A 26,205-nucleotide genomic window follows, 5' to 3' on the forward strand; every position below is an offset into this window, starting at 1 on the left:
AATATGTTTTAGCAAGTTCTTAGCGAATGGGTCCGTACCGAGCGAAGCGGGCTCAAACTAGGATTTATGAGTACGCGCCCTAAATCGAGAGCGACGATTATGCCCGGGAGTCTTTCGGCTTGGCTTCACGCGCCAATCGGGCCGCCTTCAAGCGCTCGTGGTTATCGTGCAGGGATTGCTGATCTTTCGCGTAATCGGTCATTGGTTTTTCTGTTCGCACCGCTTTGAACACGTTGTTCGCCTCCCGCAGATGCCGGGCAGCCTTCGCTTCGCTTTTCATCATTTTGATCTCCAGGAATTGGATCAGCGCCGGTCTGGGGCTCGGATAGTCGCCATGGCAGCCCAAGGGGTATTCGCCCGGGAGCGGGCCGGCTTGAACGCTCCGCTTTGCGCCAGATCTTTCGCGAGGTCCCGGCGCGTTGTCGAGCAACGGCAAGCGGAGGCCTGCAATCATCAACGTCATCGCAGGATGCAGGTTCCCGAGTGGCGAGCTAGAGTCCAGGCAACTCCTCTGCCGGACGTTCAGCCAAAGTCGCAACCAAGTGCCGCGCGGCTCGCGAGCTAAGCGCTTCAACCAGGATTCAGGTTAGCACATCATCTGCGTTGTGGGCGCATTTCCCTGCCGATTCCTGAAGGCGGTGATTGCCATGTGCACGAGGCGCAACTTTCCCTCGACTGCAGGTGAAATGGCGAACGGGTACGCGTCGGCAAGACCAAGTGAGCGGTTGAGGCGGTTGATCGTCAGAGCGAGCGGGGTCCACAACTCAAGGAGCGCACCGAAATCGCTTTCCAGATACGGGTCATTCAGCGTGTGCTCTCCGCGCGCGTCCAACGACAACGGAAGTCCCTCCAGGGAATCCAGGGTCGAGACGATGTGCAGGAAGTGAGCGAAAGTCTCCGCCCAATCTTCCCAGGGATGAGAGGTCGCATACATGCTAATGTGAGTTGCGGGATCGCAAGACCAATCTTGACGGGCATAATAGTCGGCAAGCGCAGCCTGGTAGTCCTCGGTCTCGTCGCCAAACACAAGCCGAAACGGCGCTCGAAAACCGGCTTCGTTGATCAGGGCATTCCAGTAAAAGTGCCCTATTTCGTGTCGAAAGTGACCAAGCAGGGTGCGATAGGGTTCGCGAAAGGAGACACGCCTGATCTCGCGTTGCACGTCGTCGGCCTCCGCAAGGTTGAGCGTTATCAGGCCGGATTCGTGACCGGTCATGACCGGTGCATGCTCGTCCGAGAGAATCTCGAATGCGAGGCGAAATCCGCCCGCGAACGCGATAGGCACGCGGAGTCGTCGCAGGTCGTAGATCAGCCTGCGCTTGGCTTCCTCCACGCGCTTCCAAAGGGCCACGTTACGAGGATTTTGCGTGGCGGGAATGACATTGGTCAGGGAGCACGACATGCAGTAGGGAGTCGTCGCAACCGCGCGCCAGTTGCAATTGATGATATTCCGGTTAACGCATTCAGTGGCACTTTCCGCGCCGATCATTGCCATGTTTTCGGGATCGAAGATCAACGGCTGCATACAGCCATTGCATTTGGAGAGCTCGAAGGCCGATAACTGCCCGCAATGAGGGCATTTGAAATCTCTCATGAAGGCGCACGACCATTGAGGGTGTCGATCAGCGCACGTTGCCTCTTCAACGCGCGTTTCCTCAGAATGTCAGCATCGGCCTCGCTCACGCTGCGACACGCGCCCTGGTAGGAGGCCTTCTCGGATACAGGCTGTGCCCGCCAGTCTTGCGCCGGTTGAATGGACATGGGCGTAACTCCGGATCGCATTTTCATCTTCAACAAAGCTTTCAGTTTGAGACGGGTTCCGCCAGGCGCCGGGCGGATGTTCTTAACGCAATCGAGCATACGGCTGGCAGTCGGGACTGCGATGGCATACTGTTCACACCGAGCGCTCGCAGCCTTCATCGGTAACGATGCCCCAACGGGTTTCGCGACGATCGCAATCATCTCTTTGGAGCTACATCCATGAAGATCCGCGTCGGCTTCGAGATGATCTACGACTTTCCGCAACCGACCCCTCTTATCGCAGTTGTCGGCACCCACTTCACACGGGCATCCGACATTGTCCTGCCCGATCATCTTGTTAGCGAGCCGTCAGTGCCGATCACGCCATACCGTGACGGTTTCGGAAATTGGTGTAGCCGTCTTGTCGCGCCCGCCGGCCGCATGCGCCTCACAGCGGACGGCACGGTCCGAGACAGCGGTGTACCCGACGTGATCGTACCATCGGCCCGGCAGCACGCAGTGGAAGATCTTCCGTCGGACACTATCGTATATTTGCTCGGCAGTCGGTATGTCGAGACTGACCGACTTACCGACGTGGCGTGGAAGTTGTTCGAGAGGACCGCGCCCGGATGGGCACGGGTCAAGGCGATCTGCGACTTCGTGCATGACCACATCGCTTTCGGCTACGAGCACGCCCGCTCGACCAAGACCGCCTGGGAAGTGTTCAACGAAGGCAAAGGCGTTTGCCGGGACTATGCACATCTGGCTATTGCGTTCTGCCGCTGCATGAACATTCCTGCGCGCTACTGCACCGGCTATCTCGGTGACATTGGCATGGAGCCCCCCTATGCCGCCGGCGATTTCGCGGGCTGGTTCGAAGCCTATATCGGTGGTCGCTGGTACACGTTCGATCCGCGTAACAACATTCCGCGGATTGGTCGCGTCCTGATCGCGCAGGGCCGAGATGCCGCCGACGTTCCGATCACCCAGACATTCGGACCCAACACGTTGCTGAGTTTCAAGGTTTGGACCGACGAACTCACCGGCTGATCGCAAAAGGGCTGCAATGCGACGGTCCATATCGAATCCCCGGAACCGCGAAAGACAGAACTATTGCCCGGCCTTATTCGCTTCGAAGGTCAATGCGGCTTGAAATACGTGCTCGGCTTCCGTTCGAACCTCGATAGCAACGTCCGGCCGGTGTTCCTCACCGGCCAAATCGCGCGCCAATCCCGCCAAGGTGTGAGCTGCCTCCATCTCGGCCTCACGTTGCGTTGAAAACTCTATTCCGTCTTCGTCCGGGTACAGTTCCCGATCGTCTCTGATATCGAAGAAATATCGGATCATCATGAGCGCCTGTTGGAAAGATGTCTGCGCCAGCGCGAGAGGTCCGCAAGCCGATCCAGGATTCGAATTACATTGGCGGCTGAAGTCCCGGAGAACTGAGCCACCTGTTCACCTCCAGGGCAACATCGATCTGCCGGGCCTTCTGAAGTAGTTCGGCGCGCCGGACGCAAACAGGCATCTCTTGAGCCTGCTGGCGCAAATTGATCGCCTCTTGAGTGAGACGGTATTCGAATGTCGAAGATTGAGACTCGCTACTAACCTGCACGGCTTTCTCCCTTGAATGGGCGGGAGCGCGACAGGCGTTCTCATCACCGATGGTTGCCTCGGGTGGGGCGGTGACCACCTTGATATATGTGCTCGAAGGCGCTCCGACCAGACATGATTGAAGAAATGTTTTTGGACAGCCTCACGGCTAGTCGAGTACTCCAACTGCAGCCGGAGACCCAGTCGAGATGGAGGCGTCTGTTCTCACAGGCAGCCTCAATGTTTCGTGCTCTCACTTCGATAGACGATCGATACGCAGAAAAGCCGTTCAGTCATCGAGCGCACTTCAACCGCCAAATCTGGACGACTGCCTTTGAACACGGACTCTCTGGCGATCCCCGTCAGCGTTTGCATCGCTTCAACTTCAGCAGCCTGCTGATTGGGCAGTCGTAGTCCTTCCTCGTCGGCGAAAAATTCGCGGCCACTCTGGATGTCAAAGAAATAGCGTTCCATAAGAGCACTCCACTTCCATGCAGGCGGGAGCGCTCTCGGTCTCTCAGTCGCCGACGCCTACGGGACAAGCCTCGGCCGGTGATCGGAAGACAATACGCCAGCTCTAACTTGGTTGCCAGAGATTCCGGGGTCTGCCGGGTCTAAGCCGCGGCAACTTGGACAGGCTGCCTCCGTAAGCGCCTCAGAATCGAATTCGAGCCATCGGGCATCGACCACCATCACCTGACTTGGTCAATGGATTGTTCCAGCGACAAGACTATCAGACCGGTGGCTGCAGTTCCGGCGAATGCGCCCATTCATCCAGGTGGCAGGCGACATCGGCCTGACGGGCCTTCTTGATCAGCGCATCCCTTTCTGGTCCCGGCGGGAGCTTGGCGGCCTGGTCAAGAACCTCCTTGGACCACGTTGTCAGTCGCTCCTGCAACGTGAGTTGTTGTTTGAAACGACGTCGCTTCCGCATGGCGTTCATCTCCAAGTTGATATCGACAACTGGCGACCGGGCGATAGCCACGGGCTCACGACGAACAAAACGCTACAAAACAGATAAGTTCAAACCATAACAAAGATCAACATGACCAGAAAAAATCTGGCGCAAGCCGCGCACAGCAGCTCTCCGTTCTAATGGATCGAGATTCGGCTCGCCAACAGGCCGATACAGAGAGCTTCTTTGGTGTCTTGAGCTACTTGCTCAATCTACTCTGTTTGCCCGCAAGAGCGGCCTAAGTCGTCGCAGGCATGCTGAACTCGAAAATTGTATCTTTGCCGCTCGAGACGGCCTTCAGCGTCCCGTCATGGGCTCGGGCAATCTCGGATGCGATGAAGAGGCCGAGACCTAAACCTTGCTGGCTGGGACGGTCGCCGCGGGTGTACGGCAAAAACAGGCTTTGCATCGCCTTATCCGAGATCGGCGTACCGTAGTTTGTCACCCTGAGGGTAAATCTTCCATCGTCCGTCTTCGCCGAAACAATGATTGGCTTGTCGCTGTCGCCATAGGTGATCGCATTCCCGAGTAAATTGGAGAACAATTGGCTGATCTTGATGCGATCGCATCGAACCGGCTCGTTCAGGGCAATATCGGTTTCGATGCTAAGGTCTGGCCACGCCAAACGCATTTCGTTGACAACGTGTTCGATCACGGGGCTCAGTGGCTCGCTTGCGTCGGGCCTGATCGTCAATCCGCCGCCGAGGCGACCGCGGGCAAAATCCATGATGTTGTCCACCAGACCCGCCATTCGCATCACGGACTTCTGGATTGATGCGACGATGTCGGGCGCTCGCTCGCTATTCGCCTCTTTGAGGAGAACGCGCATGCCGCCGGCTATTGAAGCCAGCGGATTGCGGAGGTCGTGTCCCAAGACGCCGATAAACTGCTCCCGCAGCTCCGACGTCTTTCGTTCATCAAGCAGATCGGCTCGGGTGCTTTTCAGATCCGCTTCGGCAGACTGCCGCCCCACCTCACTGGCGAGCAGGCTCTCCGACCTCGCGGCAAGGTCAGCTTGAGAGCGCTCGAAGCGCTCGTTGAGATCGAGCTGTGCAGCGATCAATTCCCCAAAGAGCCGAACGCTATCGACGATCTCAGGTCGATCTATTTCTCGCGGTCGCGGATCGATCGCGCAGAGCGTGCCCCAGATCTCTCCGTTCGCACGCCTGATCGGAGCCGAGATGTAGCTCCTGAAACCATACATGCGCGGCGTGGGGTGATTGCAAAATCCAGCATCCGTCTCGACGTCATCGATGACAACGAGTTCGCCATGGTCGCGAATCTCATTGCAGATCGTCGTTTCGACGCGAAGTTCGCTCCCTTCCACGAGGCCGAAATCGATGCTGTCACGAACGGCACAGCACAACCAGCGATCGCTGGTCACTCTGGCGACCGCTACAAAGCCCATGCCCGTCATTCGGGTTACGGCATCCAAAATTTTCGGAACAGCGTTGATTTGCTGAACAGCAGTGATGTCGGCGCTGAGGTCAGTCATCATTGAACTATAATCAGGGAGCATTCCGGTTCCAAGACCAACGCCCGAAAGTGAAAACGTTCTCGGAACAATACTAGGGGGCGACAGTTACCTGTGGACCTCAAGAGTAAAGTACCCCCATTCGGTGGCTCACAAATTCCTTGTGTTGATAGTCGAGGACGAGTTTCTCATTCGTCTGAGCGCGGCTGAGATGGTGCGCGAGTTGGGTTTTGAGGTCATAGAGGCCGTTGATGCCGATCATGCAATCGAACTTTTGGAGACCACCGCTGACATCGCGATCGTATTTACCGATATCCAGATGCCCGGCTCGATGGACGGCCTTGGACTTCTAGCCATTGTTCGCAACCGTTGGCCTCCGATCGCATTGCTGGTCACATCGGGCCAGGTAGAGCCTGTCGTGGAGGATTTACCCGCCGAAGCCCGCTTTCTGGCCAAGCCCTATATGCAAAGGCAACTCGGCCAGCATCTCCATGCTCTCACCGGATGATGGCCAGTCCGCCCGTCGCGTCACGCGCGCCAGCGATGGAAGTACCTGGAGCTGTAGAAGCGCCTTTCGAGTGGTTTGCGTGCACACGGACCAGCACCAGCGCGTACTTAAAGCGTCCAACTAGGTCAGAAGGACAGCTTGCACTCTTGCCTTGGCGGGAGCTCCCAATGCCTGGCGAAATTGGCTTCGGCATAGGAGTGTCGTACTCGGGACTATCCGGTCGTGTTGGTGATTGCCGCTTTTTTTTGGAGGTGAACGCGCCCGATCCGGAGACGCAATCGACTGCCAGTCTACGTTCGGCAGCAATGGGCCAAGATTGATCTGGCTCGGTGGTAAGAAGACTGCTATAGGATGGCCATCACCGCGCGCTTAGTGGCTGTTATCGGTGACTGAGAGCTTTGCGCTCCCGCCTCAACCCAGTGAAGGCGGTAAGATGTCAAAATCCGACAAATTCGAAATCCGTGAGTGGCTTGTGCCGCCGCTATTGGTGCCAGTCTTCCTCGCACTGCTGATTGCGGTTGTGGCTATTCTGTAGCTGCGAGCGGTTCAGTCACCATGCGTTCAAAATGCAAATCGAATGCCTCGAGCGAGTTTGGGCCAATGGGAGCCGATAATGGCAAACACTGCAGTCATCAGGGATGCCTACGGCGTTCCGGCAATTTTCGTTGGCTCGAAAACAGGCCGGGACGATGCGCCTATTGTTTTCGTGAGCGTCGGAGGTGAGGAGCGCCGGATGCGCTGCTCGGAGTGGGATGCTCTTCCAATCTGGACCGGCGAGCGTCCTTCTTGGGTCAACAAAGGTGGATCGTGACGGGACCTCCAGTATGAGCAGAACTCGATCCGGTATTCGGACAGCGGCGCTCTTGCTCGCGTCAGGATTAAGCACATCTGCGGCAGCCGCTTCCGTAGCGGAGCCGAATTGCAGCGCGATCGAGAGCACGAGTGCCCGCCTCTCCTGTTACGATGCGGCGTTTCCACCAAAGGCCAAGAAGCCCGCCGAAACGGATAGTGCCCCATCGTCAGGTTACAAGGACCCATTCGTCGCGGAAGAGGCTCGAACCGCCGCAAAGCTGAAGAACATTTGCCGCGGTTGCTGAGCTCCGCCGACCGAGAGCGGGCGCGTCCGATTCATGTGCGCTCCAATTTGAGGGTCCAATTCGATGACGAACGAGGATGCAAGAGGTCGTCGGACGGGTCGCAAACGAAGGCGAGCCCATCGTTTGGCGGGTGCGGTGTTGGATGACAGGGCCGACAGCTCCGCGAGTTCGCAGGAGCACCAGATGCGCAAGCAGCGTCTTCTCGACGGACCCGCGGAGTTTAGGGAAGTTCGAGTCGATCGTTCAGAGAAGACTTCAAGCGACGCTGATTGATCAGCGTTTCTCGCTGTCTAACGTGTTGATTCGTCGCAGAGCGATGACGGTGCATGGAACATCAGGGTATTGAGTATACGGTGGTTCAAACGATCAATCCACCTGGCTGGAAATGGTCGTTTGAGCGAGCCGGTCGGTCATCGAAAACAGGCATCGGCTTCAATCGAGCAGAGGCTATCATCGCAGCTCAACGTGCCATCATCCAATGGCTCAGGGAAAAGCAGCTTCGATCAAATACGCTCGGTCTGCGACCTTGCGATTCTTGAATTATCTTTGACCTCGGGCGTTGCCACTCGATGCCGATGAACCTTAGGGCGACACGTCGGGACTAACCTTTATCGGGATTTTACTCTCACCCTCCCGGGGCTGGTGATCCGCCGCCTGCGCTTTATTTAAGCGGGCGGCGTTTTTTGTTGCCTTTGTCCCAAGCGACGACTCTCTGACAGATGTTTGGGTTTGCTATCGGCGCGTCGCCATGTGTTGCGCTGCCATTGAGGTGCTGTGGTCTTTCTCGCGTATCTGCAATTTACAGGCGGTAGCTTATGGCGTAAGCGGCCATTCACACTTTCCAGCCACCACGCCTACCGCCAGAGCTTAGGGGGCGCCTCTTGGGGCCCGCTCTCGTCCGGCGTGGCGAAGAGATTGAGACCGTCGCTTGTTACGGCGGAAATCTTGGCGGAACTCCTTCGCGGTAGCAGCTAGCGAAGCGGGCTTTCCATACGCGCCGCCGGGTTCGCCGACCCGGCGATCAGCAAGCTGAAAGCCGCTTAGGTAGATCACACCGAGTGCGAATACCGCGGTTCAGAGATTCCGAAATCGAAGCTGCCGTCGCTGCTTGGGATTAGCGCACGCGCCATCGTTCTTGCGCGTCATCTGCTCAATTCGTTCGGAATAACGAAATTCGCCGCGAACAGTTGTTCTACCAACTACCGACAAAAATACCGACAACACGCACGGCTGGTGCGAATTTTTACGCGTGTTTTCAAAGGGCGTTGAGAATTTTCCCAAAAATATGGAATCGAACCAGCGTCATAAGCTATTGTTTATATTGATGTTTTCATCTTGGTGCCCCTGGCCGATAACAGCATAGTGCAGTAATTTGTTGAATTTAAAATGGATTTTTTCGTCGATTGTTGCCGATACCGACAGAAATACCGACAAGCTGATGTGCTGTCTTAGCTTGAAAAAATACTTTCAGCGGGTCCTTGGAAGCAGTCCTTGGAAGCAGGGCAGGCCCATGCCGTTCCGGTCTCCGCAATGTCCCAACCGGAATCGAACCTCAGCCGTGACGAGAATTAGTATGCGGGGTGGGGCAGGGCTTCGGGCCAACACTGTTGCGTTGCGCGAGACCGAGCCAAAAGCGCCTGATCGCGCGCCGCTGAACTGGACGTCCAACGACCAAGGCGTGCCAAAGTCAGATGGCGTACAATGTCTGACGAGACAATTTAAAAAGACGCAGCGGATTGTGGGCTGCAATATTGGCACCGCCGGCGACCACTACGAGATTGCGCTCGATCGTGTCGACCCTACTCAACGAGGAGGGCCCGCTCGACGGCGATTTACCGCCGCATCCTACGCAGATCGGCGGGCCTAATTTGCTCTCGTTTCGACCCTCGGCAGCGAAGCGTGATATTTGTCGACGCTGTCGAGGTCTATCATGGTTTTGCCTCCCATCTTGTAGGCCCTAATCCTGGCGTCGCCGATCAGCTCATAAGCCTTAGTCCTTCCGAATTTGCCATAGCGGCAGCCGTCCTTGAACTCGACGAGCCGGCGCCGGTTGTTCTTTTCATTCTCAACCATGATTCCCGCATGTGCTTCGATGATCTCCACGAGAATAAAATAAAGCAGCTCTGAACAAGAAAGGATGTTCATGGCGCGACCTGCGTACCCTGGCGTACAAATCGGACGGACGCGGAAGCGCTGTTGCTAGGACGTGCCTGCCATTCCCAGTGCTCAGTTGGGCCTCCTTGGGCAACGCCCGGTGCAACAGAACTATTCAAACCCATCGCTTTGCGATGTCGATCGTGGAAGCGACAGGAAGCAAGTCGTAGCGCAGAGTGAACAGTTGCGATGTAACGACGCAATCGTGATCAAAGCTTTGCAACACTGGTCGCTGCGCCGGTGCGCAGACATCCGATTGAGCCAATGAAAAAACTGAACCCTCAACGCCTGCAGGTAGGCGATATCATCCTGACGTCGGGCCCGGGCAAGGTGAGCAAAGCCGTCCGGCGCATGACCAAGAGCGAGATTTCTCACGCGATGGTCTACGTCCAACACTCCTCGCTCATCGACGCAACGGCTCATGGCGTCCATTCCAGCAACCTGCAACGGCTCTTCCTGGAAGACGACGCCATCGTCGTCGCCTTGCGGCATCGAACGCCGTTGAGTGAAGAGGTGATCCGGCAAGTCACCGATTTCGTCAGAGCAGCCACCGGGACCGAATACTCCAAGAAAGAGGCGATGGCCGTTGTCGCACGCACGATGCGGCGCGCCGGAAGTCGCAAGCAATTCTGTTCGCGGCTCGCCGCCCAGGCCTATGCTTTCGCTGGGATTAGCTTGGTTCCGGATCCCGACTACTGTAGCCCTGAAGACCTTCGCACCAGCACGCACCTCGTCGAAATTCCCGACGTGGAGCTGCCTGCGTCTAATCAGGAGGTAGCCTTCTGGGAAGCGAGAGCGAACACGCTGGTGGCGATGTCTGAGGCGACGAATGCGGTTCTTAAAGCCGCTCGCAAGCGGTCCGACAGCATTCAAAGCCTCAACGACATCATCGGCTATTTGCTGGCCCATCCCGAGGAGGATCGGCACCTTCGCCGGGCTTACGAGAAATCGGGATATTTGACGGTTTGGCAGCTCGAACTCGCCAAAAGCGGCTGGCAATACCATCTGGAGCTGATGCGGGCGGCAATCGAGCGCGACCCGGCCGGCGCGCCCTCAATGGAGGAGTATTGCCGAGAATTGCTGGGGGATCCGGAGGGCGGGCGGCGGTTCGAGATCAACTATTTGGGCTATCTGGAGCTTGCGAACCGGACCGGACTGAGCACGTTTCGAGTGCTGGCCGAACTCTATGCGCGACTTATGGCCCTGCACCAAATGCGGGTTGAGGCGGCACGGGCGTGGCTCGCGGAAAATGCCGGGAACCGCCAAAAACCTGGGTAATTTCAGCTGGTTCAATTTAGTTGTCCGAATTTTGTATACATATTTCGGACGACTAATTTTGTGTTAAGTCCGAAAAAGCTATACATTTTTCGGACATGACCGAAGACTCACCCGATCTGAAGGCTGCAATCCTGGAGCGAATCCGGGCCGATGTGCCACGCAAGGTTTGGACGCCAACCGACTTCGTCGACCTCGCCTCCCGGGACGCCGTCGATAAGACGTTGCAGCGGCTGACCAACGCCAAAAACCTGAGAAGGGTTGACCGCGGGCTCTATGATCAGCTCGGTTTCAACAGGCTGACCCAGCAGCTCAACCCGCCCGATCCTCGCTCCGTCATCGACGCCGTCGGTCGGCGCGACCAAGCCCGGATGCTCGTCGACGGCATGACCGCCGCCAACGATCTTGGCCTGACCGACGCCGTGCCGGCCAAAATTGTGGTCCATACCGACGCGCGCAAACAACCGATCAAGCTTGGCAATGTCACCATCACTTTCCGTCTAACCGCAGCCAGCAAGCTGTTTTGGGCCGGCCGGCCGGCCATGCGCGTCATCCAGGCACTTCACTGGTTGCGTGATCTCCTGGCCCGTGAAGGCGAGAGTGATCGGGTTAAACAGAAGCTAGCCAAGCTCTTCGACGACCCGTCGGCAGGACCGCCGCTCAAGGCCGATATCGACGCCGGCAAGACCGCGCTTCCGACCTGGATGTGGGGGTTCCTCAAGCCGCTGATAGAAGGTGACACCAATGTCCAAGATCGGCATGTCGATGCTAACCATGCCGCCGATGATGATGATCATCTCGCCGCCGGCACCCGGCCCAGGGACGACTCAACAAACAAGGTGCAATCAGCCAAGCGCGTCAGGGGCGAGAAAACATGAATCGGGCTTTTGACGAGGTCCTTGCAGCCGGAACGGACGCGATGTTGAGCGCCTTCGATACGACCGCGCAGCGTCTTGGCACCGCATCCCAAAATATCGAAAAGGATTTCTGGGTCTGCTGGACGCTCGACGCCTTGTTCCATGGCTTGAAGGAGGGAGGGCCCCGCCTGCTCTTCAAGGGCGGAACGTCCTTGTCCAAAGGCTTCGGCCTGATCAATCGCTTTTCCGAGGATATCGACGTTACGGTTTTTCGGGACGACATCGGCGAGCCGGCGACCATCGAGGAGCTTAATGCTCTTAGCAACAACAAGCGCCGCGCGCGGCTTGACGCGATCAAGGCGGCCTGCCAGGCCTACATCAATGGCTCCTTGCGCAACGAACTGACGCAGATCCTCGCCGATCGGCTGAAGGCTGCCGGTCTTGACGCAGGCGCCGCACGGGTGGAAGCCGACGACGCCGACGGCGACAAGCAGACGCTTCTGATCTGGTATCCGACGGCGACCCCGAAATCGGATTACATCCGCGCCGCGATCAAGATCGAGTCCGGCGCCAAATCCGCCCTCGATCCAAATAGCGAAGTGCCGATCAAGCCCTATGTCGACGATGATTTGCCTGCGCTCGATCTGACCGTTCCGGCTGTACGGACCGTCGATCCCGAGCGAACCTTCTGGGACAAGGTCGTCATCCTGCACGGCTTGCGGCGCTGGTTCGACAAGCGCGGCGAGCTGCGCGGCGGCGGCCAGCGCGTGTCGCGCCATTATTATGACCTGCATAAGCTGCTTCCGACGCGCGCCGGAGCTTCCGCCATCAAGGACCCGGAGCTCGGAGCCGACTGCGTCGCGCACGCACGGATGTTTTTCAACCGCCCCGATTTCGATCTGGCCAGCGCTGTGCCCGGCTCCTTTGCGCTCGTACCGCATGACGAGATGATCGAGCAGCTGCGCGTCGATTACCGAGCCATGACCGGCATGATCTTCGGCGACCCGCCGGCCTTCGAGGCGGTGCTAGAGAGCGTCACCACACTCGAGGCGCGCCTGAACAAAAGCGCCGGCGGCAGGGCAGTGCGATGAAACGATCGGACGACAATGCTGGCGTACAGCCCCGGGCGGATACGCCGCCGTCAAGCGACGTCGTCGTAACTCCGCTTCGCAAGCGACGCCTGACCGGTGAACTCTATGAACGCGATCCGAAGATGACCGCGCTCATCGCCGAGCTCGCGCTGCTGCCGCGCGACGACCTCGTCGCCAGGGCGGCCATCACCAAACGCTCCGAAAAAGCCTACATTCCCAGCGAATGTCTCATCTATTTCATCCGCGCAAGCCGCCGCGACAATAACGAAATCTGGTTCGAGCGGCTCTATCGGATCCTGACCGAGAGGGTCCTGCGCAGTCTGCCCAAGGCTGAGAGCCGAGACGGTAAAACCGAGTCGCTGACGCGCGGAATCGTGCGTGACAAGGTGTTCGGTCGATTTGTCGAGCTGCTTTCGGCGGATCGCACTGACTATGTCGACAAGCTCGACTATTTCGAGGTGCGGTTCGATGGTGCGTTGGCCAGCCTGCGACGGGATGCACAGGAACAGGCTTGGCGCGACGAGAACCGGTCCCAGCCTCTGGAATACGACGAAGACAGCGGGGAACTCTCGGAGGAGGTCGAGACGGCTGCAGGGGCCTACGATCCCTTCGCCGCATCAAATTTCGACGATCCGGCTTACCGGCTGCGTCTGGAGGCGGCGATTGACGCCTTGCCACCAGAACAAAGCAGGATCATTCATATGCTGAGAGAGGGTTACCCCATCGACCCCAAGGATAAAGAGGTCATGTCCATTCCCAAGGCCCTACGCCGGTCCGAAAAGACCGTCCGGACCTACCGTGACAAGGCCTTTGCCGCCATTCGGGCCGCCATGGCCGAAGGAGATGAGCTATGAGTCCTGCTGGCGCACGGCCATCCCGAGAGGACGTGCTCGACGCGTTTGCCGTCGAAACCATCCCTGATCGCGCGACCTTGGAGCGCTATCTCCGGCTTTACCCCGAATATGCGGCCGAACTCGTAGACCTTTCGCGCGAGCTCGGCCGCGAATGCCACGACGAGACGGGACCCCTGACGGCTGACGATTCGAAATTGCTCGATGCTGTCTGGGCGCGCCATGCGGCGGCGCTGCCGACGGCGGCGACCGAACCCTTCGCAGCGCTGACAGCCGATGACTGGCGCAAAGTCGCCCGCCGTCTTGACGTACCCCGACAGGTCGTCACCGCGTTGCGCGAGCGCCGAGTTCTGCTCATCAGCATCCCCAAACGATTTCTCCAGATGTTCGCTGACGCCGCCGGCAGCACCATCGCGCTTGTCGAGGCGGCATGGGGCTCGCCTGAATCGTACCTGGCGCGGAGCTACAAGGCCGACAGCAAGCCCACGGTCGGTGAGCAAGTAACCCTTGAGCAGGTCCTCATCGAGGCCGGCGTCCCGGCGGAGAAGAGGATTCGATTGTTGTCCGAGGCGGACTGACATGGATGGGGTGGAGGTCGCCAGGCAGATTGCTGCTGAGCTTCACGCTCGCCTTGTCGCGGCTGGCGCTGATCCCTGGTCGCCTTACGAGTTTGCTGTCGCCGAGGCCAGCCGACGAGGGATCGACGTCGAGCCGGCAGCGGCGGGAGCAGCGGTGCTGGACGGCGGCCGCGCGACCTTCGTCGCCGCAGACGATCTGATCATCCATGAGAATATTGGCTCTTGCTTCGACCAGGCCTTTCTCGTCGCGCACGAAATTGGCCATGTCGAGCTCGGCGACGATCCAAATGGGGCTGTGGCGGCAGCGACCATTCATCCAGCTCGGGCCGCCGAACCGTCGCCCGTCGGCATGGACCGCGTGGTCGACTATGGGCGCAAGCAACGCCGTGAAGTCCAGATGGACCTGTTCGCGCGCGAGTTGCTGCTCCCCCGTAGTGTCGTAAGGGCACTCCATGTCGACGAGGGGCTTTCGGCGTCCGCCATAGCCGTCAAACTAGGCGCACCATTCGAGATCGTCGCGCAGCAGCTTTTCGACGCTTTGCTGTTGCCGTCGGTCCCGCCGACGGCCGCAGCAGAACATGTTGAGCGACCGCTCAACGCACTACAGGTTGCGGGGGCAACGCATCGCGGTGAAGCCTATCTGCTCGAAGCGGGACCGGGCACCGGCAAGACGCAGACGCTGATCGCGCGGGTCGAAGGCCTTCTGGAAGAAGGCGTCGATCCGAGGCGGATGTTGTTGCTGACGTTTTCGAACAAGGCTGCCGGCGAAATGGCGGAGCGAATTGCACGCAAGCGTCCCGACGCTGCAGCGGCCATGTGGATCGGGACGTTTCACGCATTCGGCCTCGATATCATTCGCCGCTTCCATGCAGAGCTCGGCCTGCCGAAAGATCCGCGGATGATGGATCGGACCGAAGCTGTCGAACTTCTCGAGGAAGAATTCCCGCGCCTGCGTCTCGCGCATTACCGCAATCTTTATGACCCCACCCAGATCATTGCCGACATGCTCGCGGCTGTGTCGCGGGCAAAGGACGAGGTGGTCGACGCCGAGACTTACGCTTCACTTGCTGCCGGCATGCTGTCAAAGGCGCAGACAGCCGATGCCCGTGAAATGGCGGAACGCGCGGGCGAGGTGGCCCGTGTCTATGCCACGTATGAGCAGATGAAGCGCAACGCGCATTGCGTCGACTTTGGTGACCTTGTGACCCTGCCGGTGCAATTGCTCGACAAGGACGCAGCGATCCGCGCGACGTTGCAGGCGCAATATGATCACGTCCTCGTAGACGAGTATCAGGACGTGAACCGCAGCAGCGTGCGATTGCTTGCCGGGCTGCGGCCAGACGGGCGTAATCTCTGGATGGTCGGCGATGCCAAACAGTCGATCTACCGGTTTCGCGGCGCTTCTTCCTTCAACATGACCCGGTTCGGAAAGGAAGACTTTGCCGGCGGCAAACGTGGTCGATTGAAACGCAATTACCGTTCGGTGCCAGAAATCGTCGATGCCTTCTCCAGTTTCGCGACCAAAATGCTGGCTGGCGATGCCGACAGCGGCCTGGAAGCCGACCGAGATGCCAACGGACATCGATCGGAATTGCGCACCGTCCATCGCGCTGAGCAACAGCAAGTCGCCTTGGCTGATGTGATCGGACAGCTCCGCGGCGAAGGCTATGCGTATCGCGACCAGGCCGTTCTCTGCACCGGCAACGAAAAGCTTTCAAAGATCGGCCAGGAATTAGAGCGGCTCGGCGTGCCGGTCCTGTTTCTGGGCAGCCTGTTCGAGCGGGGCGAGGTCAAGGACCTCCTCGCTCTGCTGTCGCTCCTTGTCGACCGTCGCGCCATGGGCCTGGTGCGCATTGCTTGCTGGCCCGAATTCGCCACTTCCTTTGCGGATGTCGTGGCCGTATTCGATCATCTGCGGACGGTCGAGCATACGCCGGGCAGCTGGTTGCGGCAGGACGAGGCGATCGCCGGACTGAGCGAGCCTGGCCGCGCGGCGCTTGCCGCGCTCTCGGCAGCGCTCGACGGCTTCGATCAGACAGCCTCGCCATGGACCGTGCTTGCGACCATCCTTCTTGAGCGCACCCGCATGGCCGCGCGCCTCGGAACGTCGGCGGACCTGGCCGACCGCACCCGTGGCATTGCCATATGGCAGTTCCTGAATTTTGTCCGGGTGCAGCCGGCGGGCCGCGGGCTTCCCATCACGCGTCTGCTCGACCGCGTTCGCAGGCTCGTCCGACTTGGCGATGATCGTGACCTGCGTCAGTTGCCTGCGGCAGCGCAACATCTCGACGCAGTTCGCCTGATGACCATCCATGGTGCGAAGGGTCTGGAGTTCGGCGCCGTGCATATCCCGGGCATGAACAGCGATACCATGCCGCGGACGCCGCCGGCGCCGCCCTGTCCGCCGCCCGACGGCATGGTCACCGGCGCTGAAGGCAGCGCGATCGATGCGTTCCGCGCCGGTCAGGCCGAGGAGCAGGAATGCCTTTTTTACGTGGGCCTGTCCCGCGCCCGTGACCGCCTGTTCCTCTATGCACCGACCGAGAAGAGCAACGGCCACAACAGGCCGGTTTCGCCGTTCCTCGACCGCCTTGGCGGGCATTTGGCGCGCCGTTCGGTCGTTCCCGCCCGACCGCTCCCGGTGGCAGAAGAAGCGCGTGGCATTGACCTGATCGTCGACGGCAAGCTGCGTTTCGGAGCCCCGCAAATCGCGCTTTATGAGTCCTGCCCGCGCCGTTTTTTCTACACCCACGTCCTGCAGGTCGGCGGTCGGCGCACCGCGACCGCCTTCATGCATCTGCATGAGGCTGTCCGCTCGGTCGTCGAGGCTGTCGTCGCATCGGAGGAAATCTTAAGCGAGCAGGCGCTGCAGGACCGGACCGATGCGGCGCTTGCCGGGGAGGGGCTCGCCGACCACGGTTATCGCACTGATTTTCGCGATCTGGCGCTGGAGATGCTGCGCTTTTTCCTGGGCGATCGCGCCGGCGCGGTCGCCGAGCCGCCGGTCGTGCTGGTTCTTAACTTTGGTGGCGAGGAGATCATGGTCCGGCCGGACGAGGTGCTGGTTCGACCGGACGGCAAGCGCGCCGTGCGCCGGATTCGCACCGGCCACATGCGATCGACCGACGCCAAGGATGTCGGCGCGGCGGCGCTGATCTTGGCCGTCAAGCAGGCCTTCCCAGGCGCCGTCGCGGAACTCGTCTACCTCTCCGACGGGGACACCCACTCTATTTCCCTGTCTGACCGCGAGTTAAGAGGGCGCGAGGACAAGCTGGTCAAGTTCCTCGCTGACATCCGGGCTGGCCGGTTCCCGGCGGAGATTTCGTTCCGCACCTGCCCGAACTGCCCTGCCTTCTTCATCTGCGGCCAGACCCCCGCCGGGCCAGTGAAAAAAAACTTCGCCTGACCTTACCGGTTGGCCGACCTCGCCCCGATTGGACCTTTGGAGCCCGGCACTTGCCGTGGCCAAACCTAGAGGAACCAATCTGATGAAAACCGAAGAACTGCTTGACTATGACGACCTCGGCGACGCCCTGCGCGAAGGCCGGCCGCTGCGTCCGGCGCGGGAGTATCGCTTTCTCCTCGCGCAGGGCGATCTGAACTTCCAGCCCCGCCACGTCAGCGACCCGGTGCCGCTGGGCCGCCAGTTGCTCGAGGCCGCCGGCCTCGACCCCGAAGGCGGCTATAGCCTGTTCGCGATCATGCCGACCGGCGATTTCGAGGACGTGCTGCTCGACCAGCCCTTTGACCTCCGCGCACGCGGGGCCGAGCGTTTCATCGCCTTCCAGACCGACCGAGACTTCAAGCTCACCCTCAACAAGGAGGAGCTGCGCTGGGGCAAACCGGCGATCAGCGGTGCGGTGCTCTACGGTCTTGCCAAGCCTGCCGAGGGTGAAGCCGTCTTTCTCGAGATCCCCGGCGGCGAGGAGCGCCTGATCGAACGCGGTGATCTGGTTGATCTGACGGAGCCCGGTATCGAACATTTCATCACGGCGAAGATGGGTTACGAAATCATCGTCAATTCACGGCCTCGCACCGTGCCGGCGCGCAAGGTCACGTTCGAGGAAATCGTCCAGCTGGCCTTCCCCGGTCAGCACGCCCCGAACGTCGTCTTCTCCATGACCTTCCGCCACGCGGCCTCGACGCCGCACGCCGGAGAGCTCGGCGCGGGCGGCTCGGTCGACGTCAAAAAGAAAGGCACGGTGTTCAATGTCACGCGAACTGTTCAGTCGTAATCCGGACCTCAAGCGGCTGCGGGACGAAGGCTACTTCGTCCAGCAGCAGGGCGGGTATCTCGTCATGCGCGAGGTGCCCTATGTCGATGCGCGCCGGGAGGTGCGCATCGGCACGCTCATCTCCAGCCTCTTGCTGGCCGGTGATCAGACTCGCCCGCCCAACGCCCCCGGCGCCCATGTAGTCCATTGGAATGGCGACTTCCCGTGCCGTGCCGATGGGACGCCCATCCAGGGCATCTCGCACGCAGCCGGCGCCTTCGACCTCGGCCACGGCCTGAAGGCGACGCACAGCTTCTCCAGCAAGCCGGACGGGGGTTACACCGACTACCACCACAAGATGACGAGCTACGCGAACATCATCGCGGGTCCGGCCGCAGTGTTGAAGTCAGGTGCGACGCCTCGCACCTTCCGCGAGCCGGAAGAGGAGGAAGACAGCGTCTTCAACTATGTCGAGACCGCCTCCGATCGTGTCGGCATCGGCGTCCTGACCGAGCGACTCGTCAACGACCGGGTCGCAATCATCGGCGTCGGCGGCACCGGCGGCTACATCCTGGACTTCGTCGCCAAGACGCCGGTCCGTGAAATCCGGCTGTTCGATGGCGACGAATTCCTGACCCACAATGCGTTCCGCGCGCCGGGTGCGCCGAGCCTAGAGGAACTGCGGGAGGCGCCCAAGAAGGTCGATTATCTGAAAGGCATCTATAGCCGGATGCATCGGAACATCGTGGCCCACGACGTCACGCTCGGCGCCGATAACATCCACCTGCTCGACGGCGTCACCTTTGCGTTCTTGTCTCTCGACGCTGGCGAGGCCAAGCGGTTGATCGTCGAGAAGCTCGAGGAGATCGGTGCCGGATTCATCGATGTCGGCATGGGTCTCGAGCTCGACGAAGGCTCACTCGGCGGCATCCTGCGGGTGACCGCCAGCACGCCGGAGAAGCGGGATCACGCGCGCCAGCGTATCTCCTTTGTCGGCGGCGGCGCCGAGGACATCTACGCGTCCAACATCCAGGTCGCCGACCTCAACGCCCTCAATGCCATCCTTGCGGTCATCAAGTGGAAGAAGATCCGCGGATTCTACCGAGACCTCGAACACGAGCATCATTGCACATACACGACCGACGGCAACATGCTGATCAATGGGGACCTCACGTGATCCGATACAAAAAATTGGAGCATCGGTTCGTCGAGCATATTCCCGAACGCCTTCAGACAGGCATCCTCTATGTTTCGATGGAGTATGCCACGTCGGCCCACAGCTGCTGCTGCGGCTGCGGCGAGGAGGTTGTCGCGCCCTTCACGCCGACAGATTGGAAAATGACATTCGATGGCGAGACCATCTCAATTCGCCCGTCGATCGGCAATTGGACGCTGAAGTGCCGGTCGCACTATGTGATCGACCGTGGCAAGGTAATCGAAGCCGGCCCCTGGAGCGATGAGCAGGTCGAAGCCGAACGGCGCCGCGATCGCGCCGCCAAGGCACGCTTCTACGGCCAGCCGCCACAGGCGGAGCACCCGCCGCAGCCCGGTCAGCCCAAGGCAACGCCAAGCATTTGGCGCCGCGCCTGGCACTGGGTCTCGGGCAGATAACGCGGGCCCGGCGGCGACCTGCCGCCGGGCTGCCTTCTTTGCGCGATTTGGCGCAGGGGCGATGATGGTGTGGGCACGCCACGCCAGATATCCAAGTCGGTGGGATTCGTTGATAACGTTGTTGCCGGAAATGGGGACGGGGACAGTGGTGATGAGGAGGACGGTTATTGTCCAGGGCGGGCTCGCTTTCGCCACCCGGCGCGCTACCGCCGCCCGCGATGGCGAGAACGGTTTGCAGATCATGACCGTGACGCAATTGGCGGCGCGGCTGGCGGGCGGCTTCCTGCATCAGGTCACAGGCGAGGAGCTTGAATTTGTTGTCGCGCGCGCCCTCGATGCAGGCGGCTTCGAGGACATCGAGACCGTTCGGCATCTTCCCGGGATGACGCGCGCCGTCGCACGAACGTTGAGGGCGGCATGGAACGCGGACACCCGTCTTGCTCACGCTCCGGACAGTAACGCGCGAATCCGCGATCTTGCTCGGCTTGAGAACCGTGTGCGCGACTTTCTGGTTGGCGGCGCGCGCCTGCCGACGGATCTCCGTGACGAGGCGCGCGCGCGAATGCAATGGGCGCCTGAGGTGTTGGGCCCGGTCTCCATCATGGGGGTGCACTTCATCGAGCCGGTCTGGCGACCGATCGTCCATGATCTCTGCGCCATGGTGCCGGTCGTCTGGACCGCGCCGCCCGGCGCCGACACGGCCTGGTTTCGAGGTGAGGTCAGAACGGTGACCGCCGTGGCGGCAACGCCCGTACAGGTCACATGCGCTGATCCGCGCCACGAGGTGCTCGAGGCTTTTCGCTGGGCGCGCGCCTTGATCGCCTCGGGACAAGCCGAGCCCAGTGACATAGCGATCTGTGGCGTCAGCACCGACGAATGGGACGAGTACATCGTCGCGCTGGCGCAAGAAACCGAACTGCCGGTGAGCTTTCCGCACGGCCGGCCGTGTCTCGGCACCGCGGATGGACAGCGTTGCGCTGCGCTCGCCGATGTCCTGCTTCACGGCTTGAGCCAAGCCCGCGTGCGGCGTCTGCTTGCTCTGTCAGCAGGCCAGCGAACGACGATTGACGCCTTGCCGCGCGACTGGCTGCGCGTGCCGCGCAGCGCCTCGCTGACCTCGGCCGCAGAATGGGGGCGGGCCCTCGACCAACTGACCTTTCCCGATACCGACCCGCGCCCGATTGTGATGCAGCTGTTGACCTTGCTGGAACGAGGAACTGCTGCTGCCGAAGAAGCGGCGGACGTGTTCCTGCGTGGCCGCGCGCGCCGCCTTTGGGAACGAGCGACACGAAGCGCGCCAGCGGCCGCACTGGAGCTTTCGCTACGGAAAATCCGCGTCGAGGATGAACGAGATGCCAGTGACGCCGTGGTCTGGGCGCCAGCATGGCAGCTAGCCGCATCGCCACGCCCTTGGGTTCGTTTGCTTGGACTGACCGAGCGCGGATGGCCGCGCGCGTCCGGCGAAGACCCTCTGCTGCCGGACCATATCGGACCGCCGGGTCCGCTCGACGCCGATCCGCCCGCTGAAGCGGACCGGCGGGCATTCGCCATCATTGCCGCTTGCGCGACACAGGGCATTGTTCTTTCGCGCAGCCGTCGCAACGCACAGGGCGGTCGGGCGGGCCCGAGCCCGCTCCTGCCTCCCGGCGGCAATGCGCTCGCGCTAGCGCGCACGCGGATCGCAGAGCACGCGGCGAGCGAATCGGACCGACTTACCGCTCGCCCGCAAGAGATTGCGGGGCACCTCGCGACAGGCTCCGCTCTGCAGTGCTGGCAGAGCTGGCACAGACCAGAGTTGACAGCCCATGACGGGCTGCTGGTCGCGGGGCACGCCGTGATCGCCGAAAGCCTCGCCGAGATCCAGTCGCCGACTTCGCTCGCGCGCTTGCTGCGCGATCCGCTGGGCTTTGTCTGGAAATACGCCCTCGGATGGCGTGCACCGGACGACCGGGAGCGTCCGCTGATGCTCTCGCCCGACGAGTTCGGCCGGCTGGTCCACGAGCTGCTGCGCCGCGCCGTCGACGCGCTGGAGCCGGTGCCCGGGTTCACCGTGGCCGGCACGGAGGAGATTGAGGGCGCGCTGGCGGCGGCGGTGCGACAAGTGATTGCAGCATGGCCGCTGGAACGGCCGGTGCCCCCCGAGGTGCTCTGGGTCAACACCGTGCGCCAGGCATCCGCCATGGCGCTGGCTGGCCTGACGAACGAGAAATTCACCGAGAGCGGCACGCGCAGCTGGACCGAGGTGCCGTTCGGCGAACATGCCGATCCGCCAAAGGCGATGAACCCCGATTGGCCATGGGACCCTACGTTGCGGGTCGATGTGCCCGGTACTGCGGTCGCCATTCGCGGGAAGATCGATCGCCTCGACCTGCGTGCCGGCGGTGTCGCTGTCCGTGTGACCGATTACAAGACAGGCGAGCGGCCGGAGAATGCCGCCGACAGAGTCATTGCCGGCGGCGCTGAGCTGCAGCGGGTGCTGTACGCCTTGGCATGCCGCCAGCTTCTGTCGGAGGTGCCCGCCATTCGAACCCGGCTCATCTATCTCAAGGACGAACCAGCGATCTTCTTGCTGCCGGATCTTGATGACGCAATTGCGCAAACCGCAGGCTTCGTCAACGCGGCCTCCGCCGCCTTGACGCGCGGCCATGCTGTCCCAGGGCCGGCGGCCGATGACCGTCTCAACGATCTTCGGCTCGCGCTTCCTGCATCTCCAGCCTACTTCCGCAGAAAGCAGGCTGCATTTGTCGCCGCCGCCGGCGATCTCGCCCGGTTCTGGGAGTTGCCATGAATGAGCTCGCCGACAGCGCCGACCGGCGGCGCGCCCTCACGGTCCTTGATCAAACCTTGCTGGTCGAAGCCGCGGCAGGCACCGGCAAGACCTCGCTGCTGGCCGGGCGCGTGACCATGCTGCTTGCCAGTGGCATCGCACCACGCAACATCGCCGCCATCACGTTCACCGAGCTCGCGGCCGGAGAATTGCGCGTGCGGGTGGAGCGGTTTGTCAACGAGCTGCTGAAGGGAACCATCCCTGAAGACCTGGCGCTCGCCGTCGACAAAGCGCTGACTGCGCCGCAGAGAGCTGCATTCATCGCGGCGCGCGCGCGACTGGACGAGCTGACGGCAACCACGATCCATGGCTTCTGCCACAAGCTGCTTCGCAGCTACGCGATCGAGGCGGGCGTCGATCCTGGCGCTGAGGTTCTCGATGCGGTCCAGACCGAGTTTGCCTTTACGACCGTGTTCGAGCGTTGGCTGCGACGGCGTCTCGGCGAGAACGCCGATCCGACCGATCCGGTCGTTGTCATGGCTCGCCGAGACCCAAGGGAAGCGGTCGACACGCTAAAAAAGCTCGGCAAGTTCCGGCGCGACTTTCGGACTGCAAAGCCTCTGCCCCGCGATCTTGCCGAACATGCCGATCTGGAGTTTGTCGAGAGCGTGCGGGAGTTTCGCCGCTGGATCGACGGCACAAAGGCTCCCGACCGGGCGCTCGAAGACGTTGCCGATCTTGAGAGGCTCGCCGCCTTCTTCGCAGGCGCCTTCGATTCTCCTCCGTCGTTCGAGCGGCTCTGGGAGCTTGCCCATCCGCCTCGCGTCAATGCAATGGCCTGGCGCTCCAGCGATCTGCGCCCTTATCGGCGCTTGGGGGCCTGGAAATACGTTGCCGGCAAGGACGAAGGAACGCGCCTCGCAGAGCAGGCCACATCCCACTATGACCAGTGCGCGGCGGAGTTTCGTGCCCTTCTTGGCAGTATCGCGACAGCGCTGGTCGCGACCTTTTCCAGCGCGCTTGATGAGCTCCTTGAAGACTTCGAGGCATACAAGCGCAACGCTGCCGTTCTCGACTTTGACGATCTGCTGCTCGCCACGCGCGAGCTTTTGCGCGGTCACGAGGCTGTCCGGCAAGCGGCGTCGAACCGCTACACGCGAATCCTCGTCGATGAATTCCAGGACACCGATCCGGTGCAGGCCGAGATCCTGTTTCTGATCGCCAGCGCCCCCGGCGGGGCTCCGGCCTGGCAGGCGCGAAAACTGATTCCGGGCAACCTGTTTATCGTCGGCGATCCCAAGCAGGCGATCTACAGATTCCGAGGCGCGGATGTAGCGACCTATATGGAGGCGCGCAAAGCTGCCGAGCGTCAGTTTCCCGACAATATCCTGCGGATCACGACGAGCTTCCGGTCACGCGGCGAGATTCTAGACCACGTCAATCGCTGTTTCCACGGTCCGTTGGGCCGACAGGCCCCTGGTTACGTCCCCTTGGTGTCCTCGCTCGGTCCAGCAGAGCACGGTCTGCCTTGCGTCATGAAGGCCACGATCCGCATCGGCGAGAAGAGCCGCGCGGCGTTCATACGCGACGAGGAGGCGCGCGCCGTTGCCGACATCTGCGCCCAGCTCATCGGAAATGTCCGCGTGCGGCGATCCGGCGGAGAAAACTCCTTGATTGTGCCCGGCGACATCGCCTTGCTCGCGCCGGTCGGCACCGAGCTCTGGCGTTACGAACGGGCGCTCGAGGAGCGTGGCCTGCCGCTCGTCTCGCTGGCCGGTCGCAACCTCTTCCGGCGCCAGGAAACGCAGGATTTCGTCGCGCTGATCCGGGTGCTGGCGGACCCAGGTGATACGTTAGCACTCGGCGCCCTGTTGCGCGGACCGCTCGTCGGTCTCACCAATCACGAATTGCTCGATATCACGCGAGCGCTCGCGCCAGATGGGACAGAAGATCGCTCGCCGACGCCGAGGTTGACGCTGCAGACACAGCCAGAGCAGATCAACCATCCGCTGGCGCGGGAGACGCTGATCGTACTCCGAGATCTGCGGCGGCGTGTGCGTCGAACGACGCCATTTCTTCTGCTGAGCGAGGCGATCGATCGGCTGCGCGTGCGAGCCACGCTTGCCGCGCGGGGCAGCGATCAGGCCGCGCGGGCTCTGGCTAATCTCGACCTTCTGATGGAGCGCGCACGCCGCTACGGTGTGCGCGGTCTTAAGCAATTGGCGCAGGACATCGACGCTGACTGGGAGGGCGGACCCCTCGGACCCGAGCCCTACGACGAAGCGCGGCTGGATGCGGACCGCGAAGCGATCGAAATCATTACGGTCCACAGCGCCAAGGGCCTCGAATGGCCGATCGTCATTCCGATCAATATGGGATCTGAACTGAGACGGCGCGAGCCATTTATCCACCGCCGTCAAGACGACACGCTGCACTGGGTGCTGGGCGATGTCGTTCCGCCAGCAATCGCGGATGCCATCAGCATCGATGACCAGGACAGTGCAGAGGAGCACGAGCGGCTCCTGTACGTCGCCTGTACGCGGGCAATCGAGATGCTGATCCTGCCGACGTTGTCGGTGCCGCGCGCCAAAAGCTGGGCACACCTTCTCGATCTGGGGCAGGACGATATCCCGGAATGGGATGCTGCGCACTTCTCTCGGCGTCCTCTGGCAAGGGTCGTGGCAGAAGAAAACCATCAGAGCGAAGAGGCGTTTGCAGCTGAGCAAACCTCGATCACGGATGCGTCCCGGCCGATCCGGTGGGTTCGGCCAAGCGACGGCGACGCCGATCGCCTGGTTGAGGTTGCACGGGTCGACGAGGCCGCTGACCCTGACCCCTCGGGTCTTGTGACGGTCAAGGGCAGCGCAATCCGGGGCGCGGTGCTGCACAAGCTGATCGAAGAGGTGTTGACAGGAGAGATCGAGGAGGCGGCAGCTGTTCTGGAAGCCCGAGCCGGCGTCCTCCTCGCGCAGCTGGGCCCGCTAGAAGCGGGAACGGTGCCCGATCCGGTGGAGATGGCCGTGACCGCCTTACGAGCCCTGCGTCTGCCGGGCGTTGCAGAACACCGAGCCGCGCTCGTACCGGAGATCCCCCTCTATGGCGCCCGCGATGCTGGCAGAACCCTGACGGCCGGCCGCGCAGACGCCGTTGCCATCGCAGCCGGCCGAACCGTTCTTGCCTTTGACTGGAAGAGCGACGTGGCCCCGACTGCCGCCGACCGGCAGGCCTATGCCGGGCAGCTGCTGCAGTATCTGGAGGCAGTCGGTGCACCGCTCGGTGCTGTCGTCTATCTGACGCTCGGCGAACTGGACTGGATTGAACGATAAGACGTTCGGGCAGTTTCGAAGGCAGCTTTCAGTTAGACGTATGAGGCCAGTAGTGTTGCTGAAGATGACGCGAGGCAGAGGAATGAAACGGAGAAAATTGGCAACGTCACCGCCGGA

The 26,205-nt window shown here is 61.1% G+C and carries 22 protein-coding genes; 14 read left to right on the forward strand and 8 right to left on the reverse strand.

The annotated features are described in order from the left end of the window. Window positions 1-97: 97 nt before the first annotated feature. From NLM32_RS05710 to NLM32_RS05720, 3 genes are all read right to left on the reverse strand, one after another. Window positions 98-280 (reverse strand): hypothetical protein, encoded by a 183-nt coding sequence (locus NLM32_RS05710; protein WP_254135219.1) that lies wholly within the window; start codon window positions 278-280, stop codon window positions 98-100. A gap of 306 nt (window positions 281-586) precedes the next feature. Further along, complete coding sequence (locus tag NLM32_RS05715; RefSeq protein WP_256568214.1) at window positions 587-1,594, reverse strand: putative zinc-binding metallopeptidase; 1,008 nt, start codon at window positions 1,592-1,594, stop codon at window positions 587-589. Next, complete coding sequence (locus NLM32_RS05720; RefSeq protein ID WP_254128279.1) at window positions 1,591-1,761, reverse strand: hypothetical protein; 171 nt, start codon at window positions 1,759-1,761, stop codon at window positions 1,591-1,593. The genes NLM32_RS05715 and NLM32_RS05720 overlap by 4 nt, the downstream gene beginning before the upstream one ends. 219 nt (window positions 1,762-1,980) lie before the next feature. On the opposite strand from NLM32_RS05720, the gene NLM32_RS05725 reads away from it, so the two are divergent. Further along, the gene (locus NLM32_RS05725; RefSeq protein ID WP_254128280.1) at window positions 1,981-2,790 is read left to right on the forward strand and encodes a transglutaminase family protein; all 810 of its coding nucleotides are present in this window, start codon (window positions 1,981-1,983) and stop codon (window positions 2,788-2,790) included. Window positions 2,791-2,850: 60 nt separating this feature from the next. Here NLM32_RS05725 and NLM32_RS05730 read toward each other — a convergent pair whose 3' ends face one another. From NLM32_RS05730 to NLM32_RS05745, 4 genes are all read right to left on the reverse strand, one after another. Next, entirely contained in the window at window positions 2,851-3,090 is a 240-nt protein-coding gene (locus NLM32_RS05730; protein WP_375143523.1) for a hypothetical protein, read from the reverse strand. 477 nt (window positions 3,091-3,567) lie between these two features. After that, a complete protein-coding gene (locus tag NLM32_RS05735) occupies window positions 3,568-3,804 on the reverse strand; it encodes a DUF6894 family protein (protein ID WP_254128281.1) in 237 nt (78 codons plus the stop codon). Between the two features lie 259 nt (window positions 3,805-4,063). Then, entirely contained in the window at window positions 4,064-4,264 is a 201-nt protein-coding gene (locus NLM32_RS05740; protein ID WP_254128282.1) for a hypothetical protein, read from the reverse strand. A gap of 259 nt (window positions 4,265-4,523) precedes the next feature. Beyond that, on the reverse strand, window positions 4,524-5,783 hold the full coding sequence (locus NLM32_RS05745) for a GAF domain-containing sensor histidine kinase (RefSeq protein WP_254128283.1): 1,260 nt from the start codon (window positions 5,781-5,783) through the stop codon (window positions 4,524-4,526). 121 nt (window positions 5,784-5,904) lie between these two features. Between NLM32_RS05745 and NLM32_RS05750 the strand changes: the two genes are divergently transcribed. Together NLM32_RS05750 and NLM32_RS05755 are read left to right on the forward strand one after the other, a co-directional pair. Further along, a complete protein-coding gene (locus NLM32_RS05750) occupies window positions 5,905-6,267 on the forward strand; it encodes a response regulator (protein ID WP_309144831.1) in 363 nt (120 codons plus the stop codon). 613 nt (window positions 6,268-6,880) lie between these two features. Next, the gene (locus tag NLM32_RS05755) at window positions 6,881-7,078 is read left to right on the forward strand and encodes a hypothetical protein (RefSeq protein ID WP_254128284.1); all 198 of its coding nucleotides are present in this window, start codon (window positions 6,881-6,883) and stop codon (window positions 7,076-7,078) included. Between the two features lie 2,149 nt (window positions 7,079-9,227). On the opposite strand, the gene NLM32_RS05760 is transcribed toward NLM32_RS05755, so the two are convergent. Continuing rightward, window positions 9,228-9,509 (reverse strand): hypothetical protein, encoded by a 282-nt coding sequence (locus NLM32_RS05760; RefSeq protein WP_254128285.1) that lies wholly within the window; start codon window positions 9,507-9,509, stop codon window positions 9,228-9,230. A gap of 273 nt (window positions 9,510-9,782) precedes the next feature. On the opposite strand from NLM32_RS05760, the gene NLM32_RS05765 reads away from it, so the two are divergent. The 11 genes from NLM32_RS05765 to NLM32_RS05815 all read left to right on the forward strand — a co-directional run bounded on the left by NLM32_RS05765 (window position 9,783) and on the right by NLM32_RS05815 (window position 26,088). After that, complete coding sequence (locus NLM32_RS05765) at window positions 9,783-10,796, forward strand: YiiX/YebB-like N1pC/P60 family cysteine hydrolase (protein ID WP_254128286.1); 1,014 nt, start codon at window positions 9,783-9,785, stop codon at window positions 10,794-10,796. Between the two features lie 95 nt (window positions 10,797-10,891). Continuing rightward, entirely contained in the window at window positions 10,892-11,671 is a 780-nt protein-coding gene (locus NLM32_RS05770; RefSeq protein WP_254128287.1) for a DUF6088 family protein, read from the forward strand. Next, window positions 11,668-12,741: a nucleotidyl transferase AbiEii/AbiGii toxin family protein gene (locus tag NLM32_RS05775; protein ID WP_254128288.1), complete on the forward strand. Its 1,074-nt coding sequence runs from the start codon at window positions 11,668-11,670 to the stop codon at window positions 12,739-12,741. The genes NLM32_RS05770 and NLM32_RS05775 overlap by 4 nt, the downstream gene beginning before the upstream one ends. Further along, entirely contained in the window at window positions 12,738-13,595 is an 858-nt protein-coding gene (locus tag NLM32_RS05780) for a DNA-binding response regulator (RefSeq protein ID WP_254128289.1), read from the forward strand. Before NLM32_RS05775 ends, NLM32_RS05780 begins: the two co-directional genes overlap by 4 nt. Further along, window positions 13,592-14,170, forward strand: coding sequence for a hypothetical protein (locus tag NLM32_RS05785; RefSeq protein ID WP_254128290.1), 579 nt, complete (start codon window positions 13,592-13,594; stop codon window positions 14,168-14,170). Before NLM32_RS05780 ends, NLM32_RS05785 begins: the two co-directional genes overlap by 4 nt. A 1-nt stretch (window position 14,171) precedes the next feature. Next, window positions 14,172-17,576 carry a UvrD-helicase domain-containing protein gene (locus tag NLM32_RS05790; protein ID WP_254128291.1) on the forward strand — a complete coding sequence of 1,135 codons (3,405 nt, stop codon included), beginning with the start codon at window positions 14,172-14,174 and terminating at the stop codon, window positions 17,574-17,576. Window positions 17,577-17,658: 82 nt separating this feature from the next. Continuing rightward, the gene (locus NLM32_RS05795; RefSeq protein WP_309144873.1) at window positions 17,659-18,405 is read left to right on the forward strand and encodes a multiubiquitin domain-containing protein; all 747 of its coding nucleotides are present in this window, start codon (window positions 17,659-17,661) and stop codon (window positions 18,403-18,405) included. Next, a complete protein-coding gene (locus NLM32_RS05800; RefSeq protein WP_254128293.1) occupies window positions 18,380-19,561 on the forward strand; it encodes a ThiF family adenylyltransferase in 1,182 nt (393 codons plus the stop codon). Before NLM32_RS05795 ends, NLM32_RS05800 begins: the two co-directional genes overlap by 26 nt. A gap of 77 nt (window positions 19,562-19,638) precedes the next feature. Beyond that, window positions 19,639-19,995, forward strand: a complete 357-nt coding sequence (locus NLM32_RS05805; RefSeq protein ID WP_254135222.1) for a DUF6527 family protein — start codon at window positions 19,639-19,641, stop codon at window positions 19,993-19,995. A 151-nt stretch (window positions 19,996-20,146) separates the two neighbouring features. Then, window positions 20,147-22,783 carry a PD-(D/E)XK nuclease family protein gene (locus NLM32_RS05810; RefSeq protein ID WP_254128294.1) on the forward strand — a complete coding sequence of 879 codons (2,637 nt, stop codon included), beginning with the start codon at window positions 20,147-20,149 and terminating at the stop codon, window positions 22,781-22,783. Beyond that, on the forward strand, window positions 22,780-26,088 hold the full coding sequence (locus NLM32_RS05815) for an exodeoxyribonuclease V subunit beta (protein WP_254128295.1): 3,309 nt from the start codon (window positions 22,780-22,782) through the stop codon (window positions 26,086-26,088). Before NLM32_RS05810 ends, NLM32_RS05815 begins: the two co-directional genes overlap by 4 nt. The last annotated feature ends 117 nt before the right edge of the window (window positions 26,089-26,205 follow it).

The organism is Bradyrhizobium sp. CCGUVB14 (assembly GCF_024199935.1).
In the GTDB taxonomy this organism is placed as follows: Bacteria; Pseudomonadota; Alphaproteobacteria; order Rhizobiales; family Xanthobacteraceae; genus Bradyrhizobium.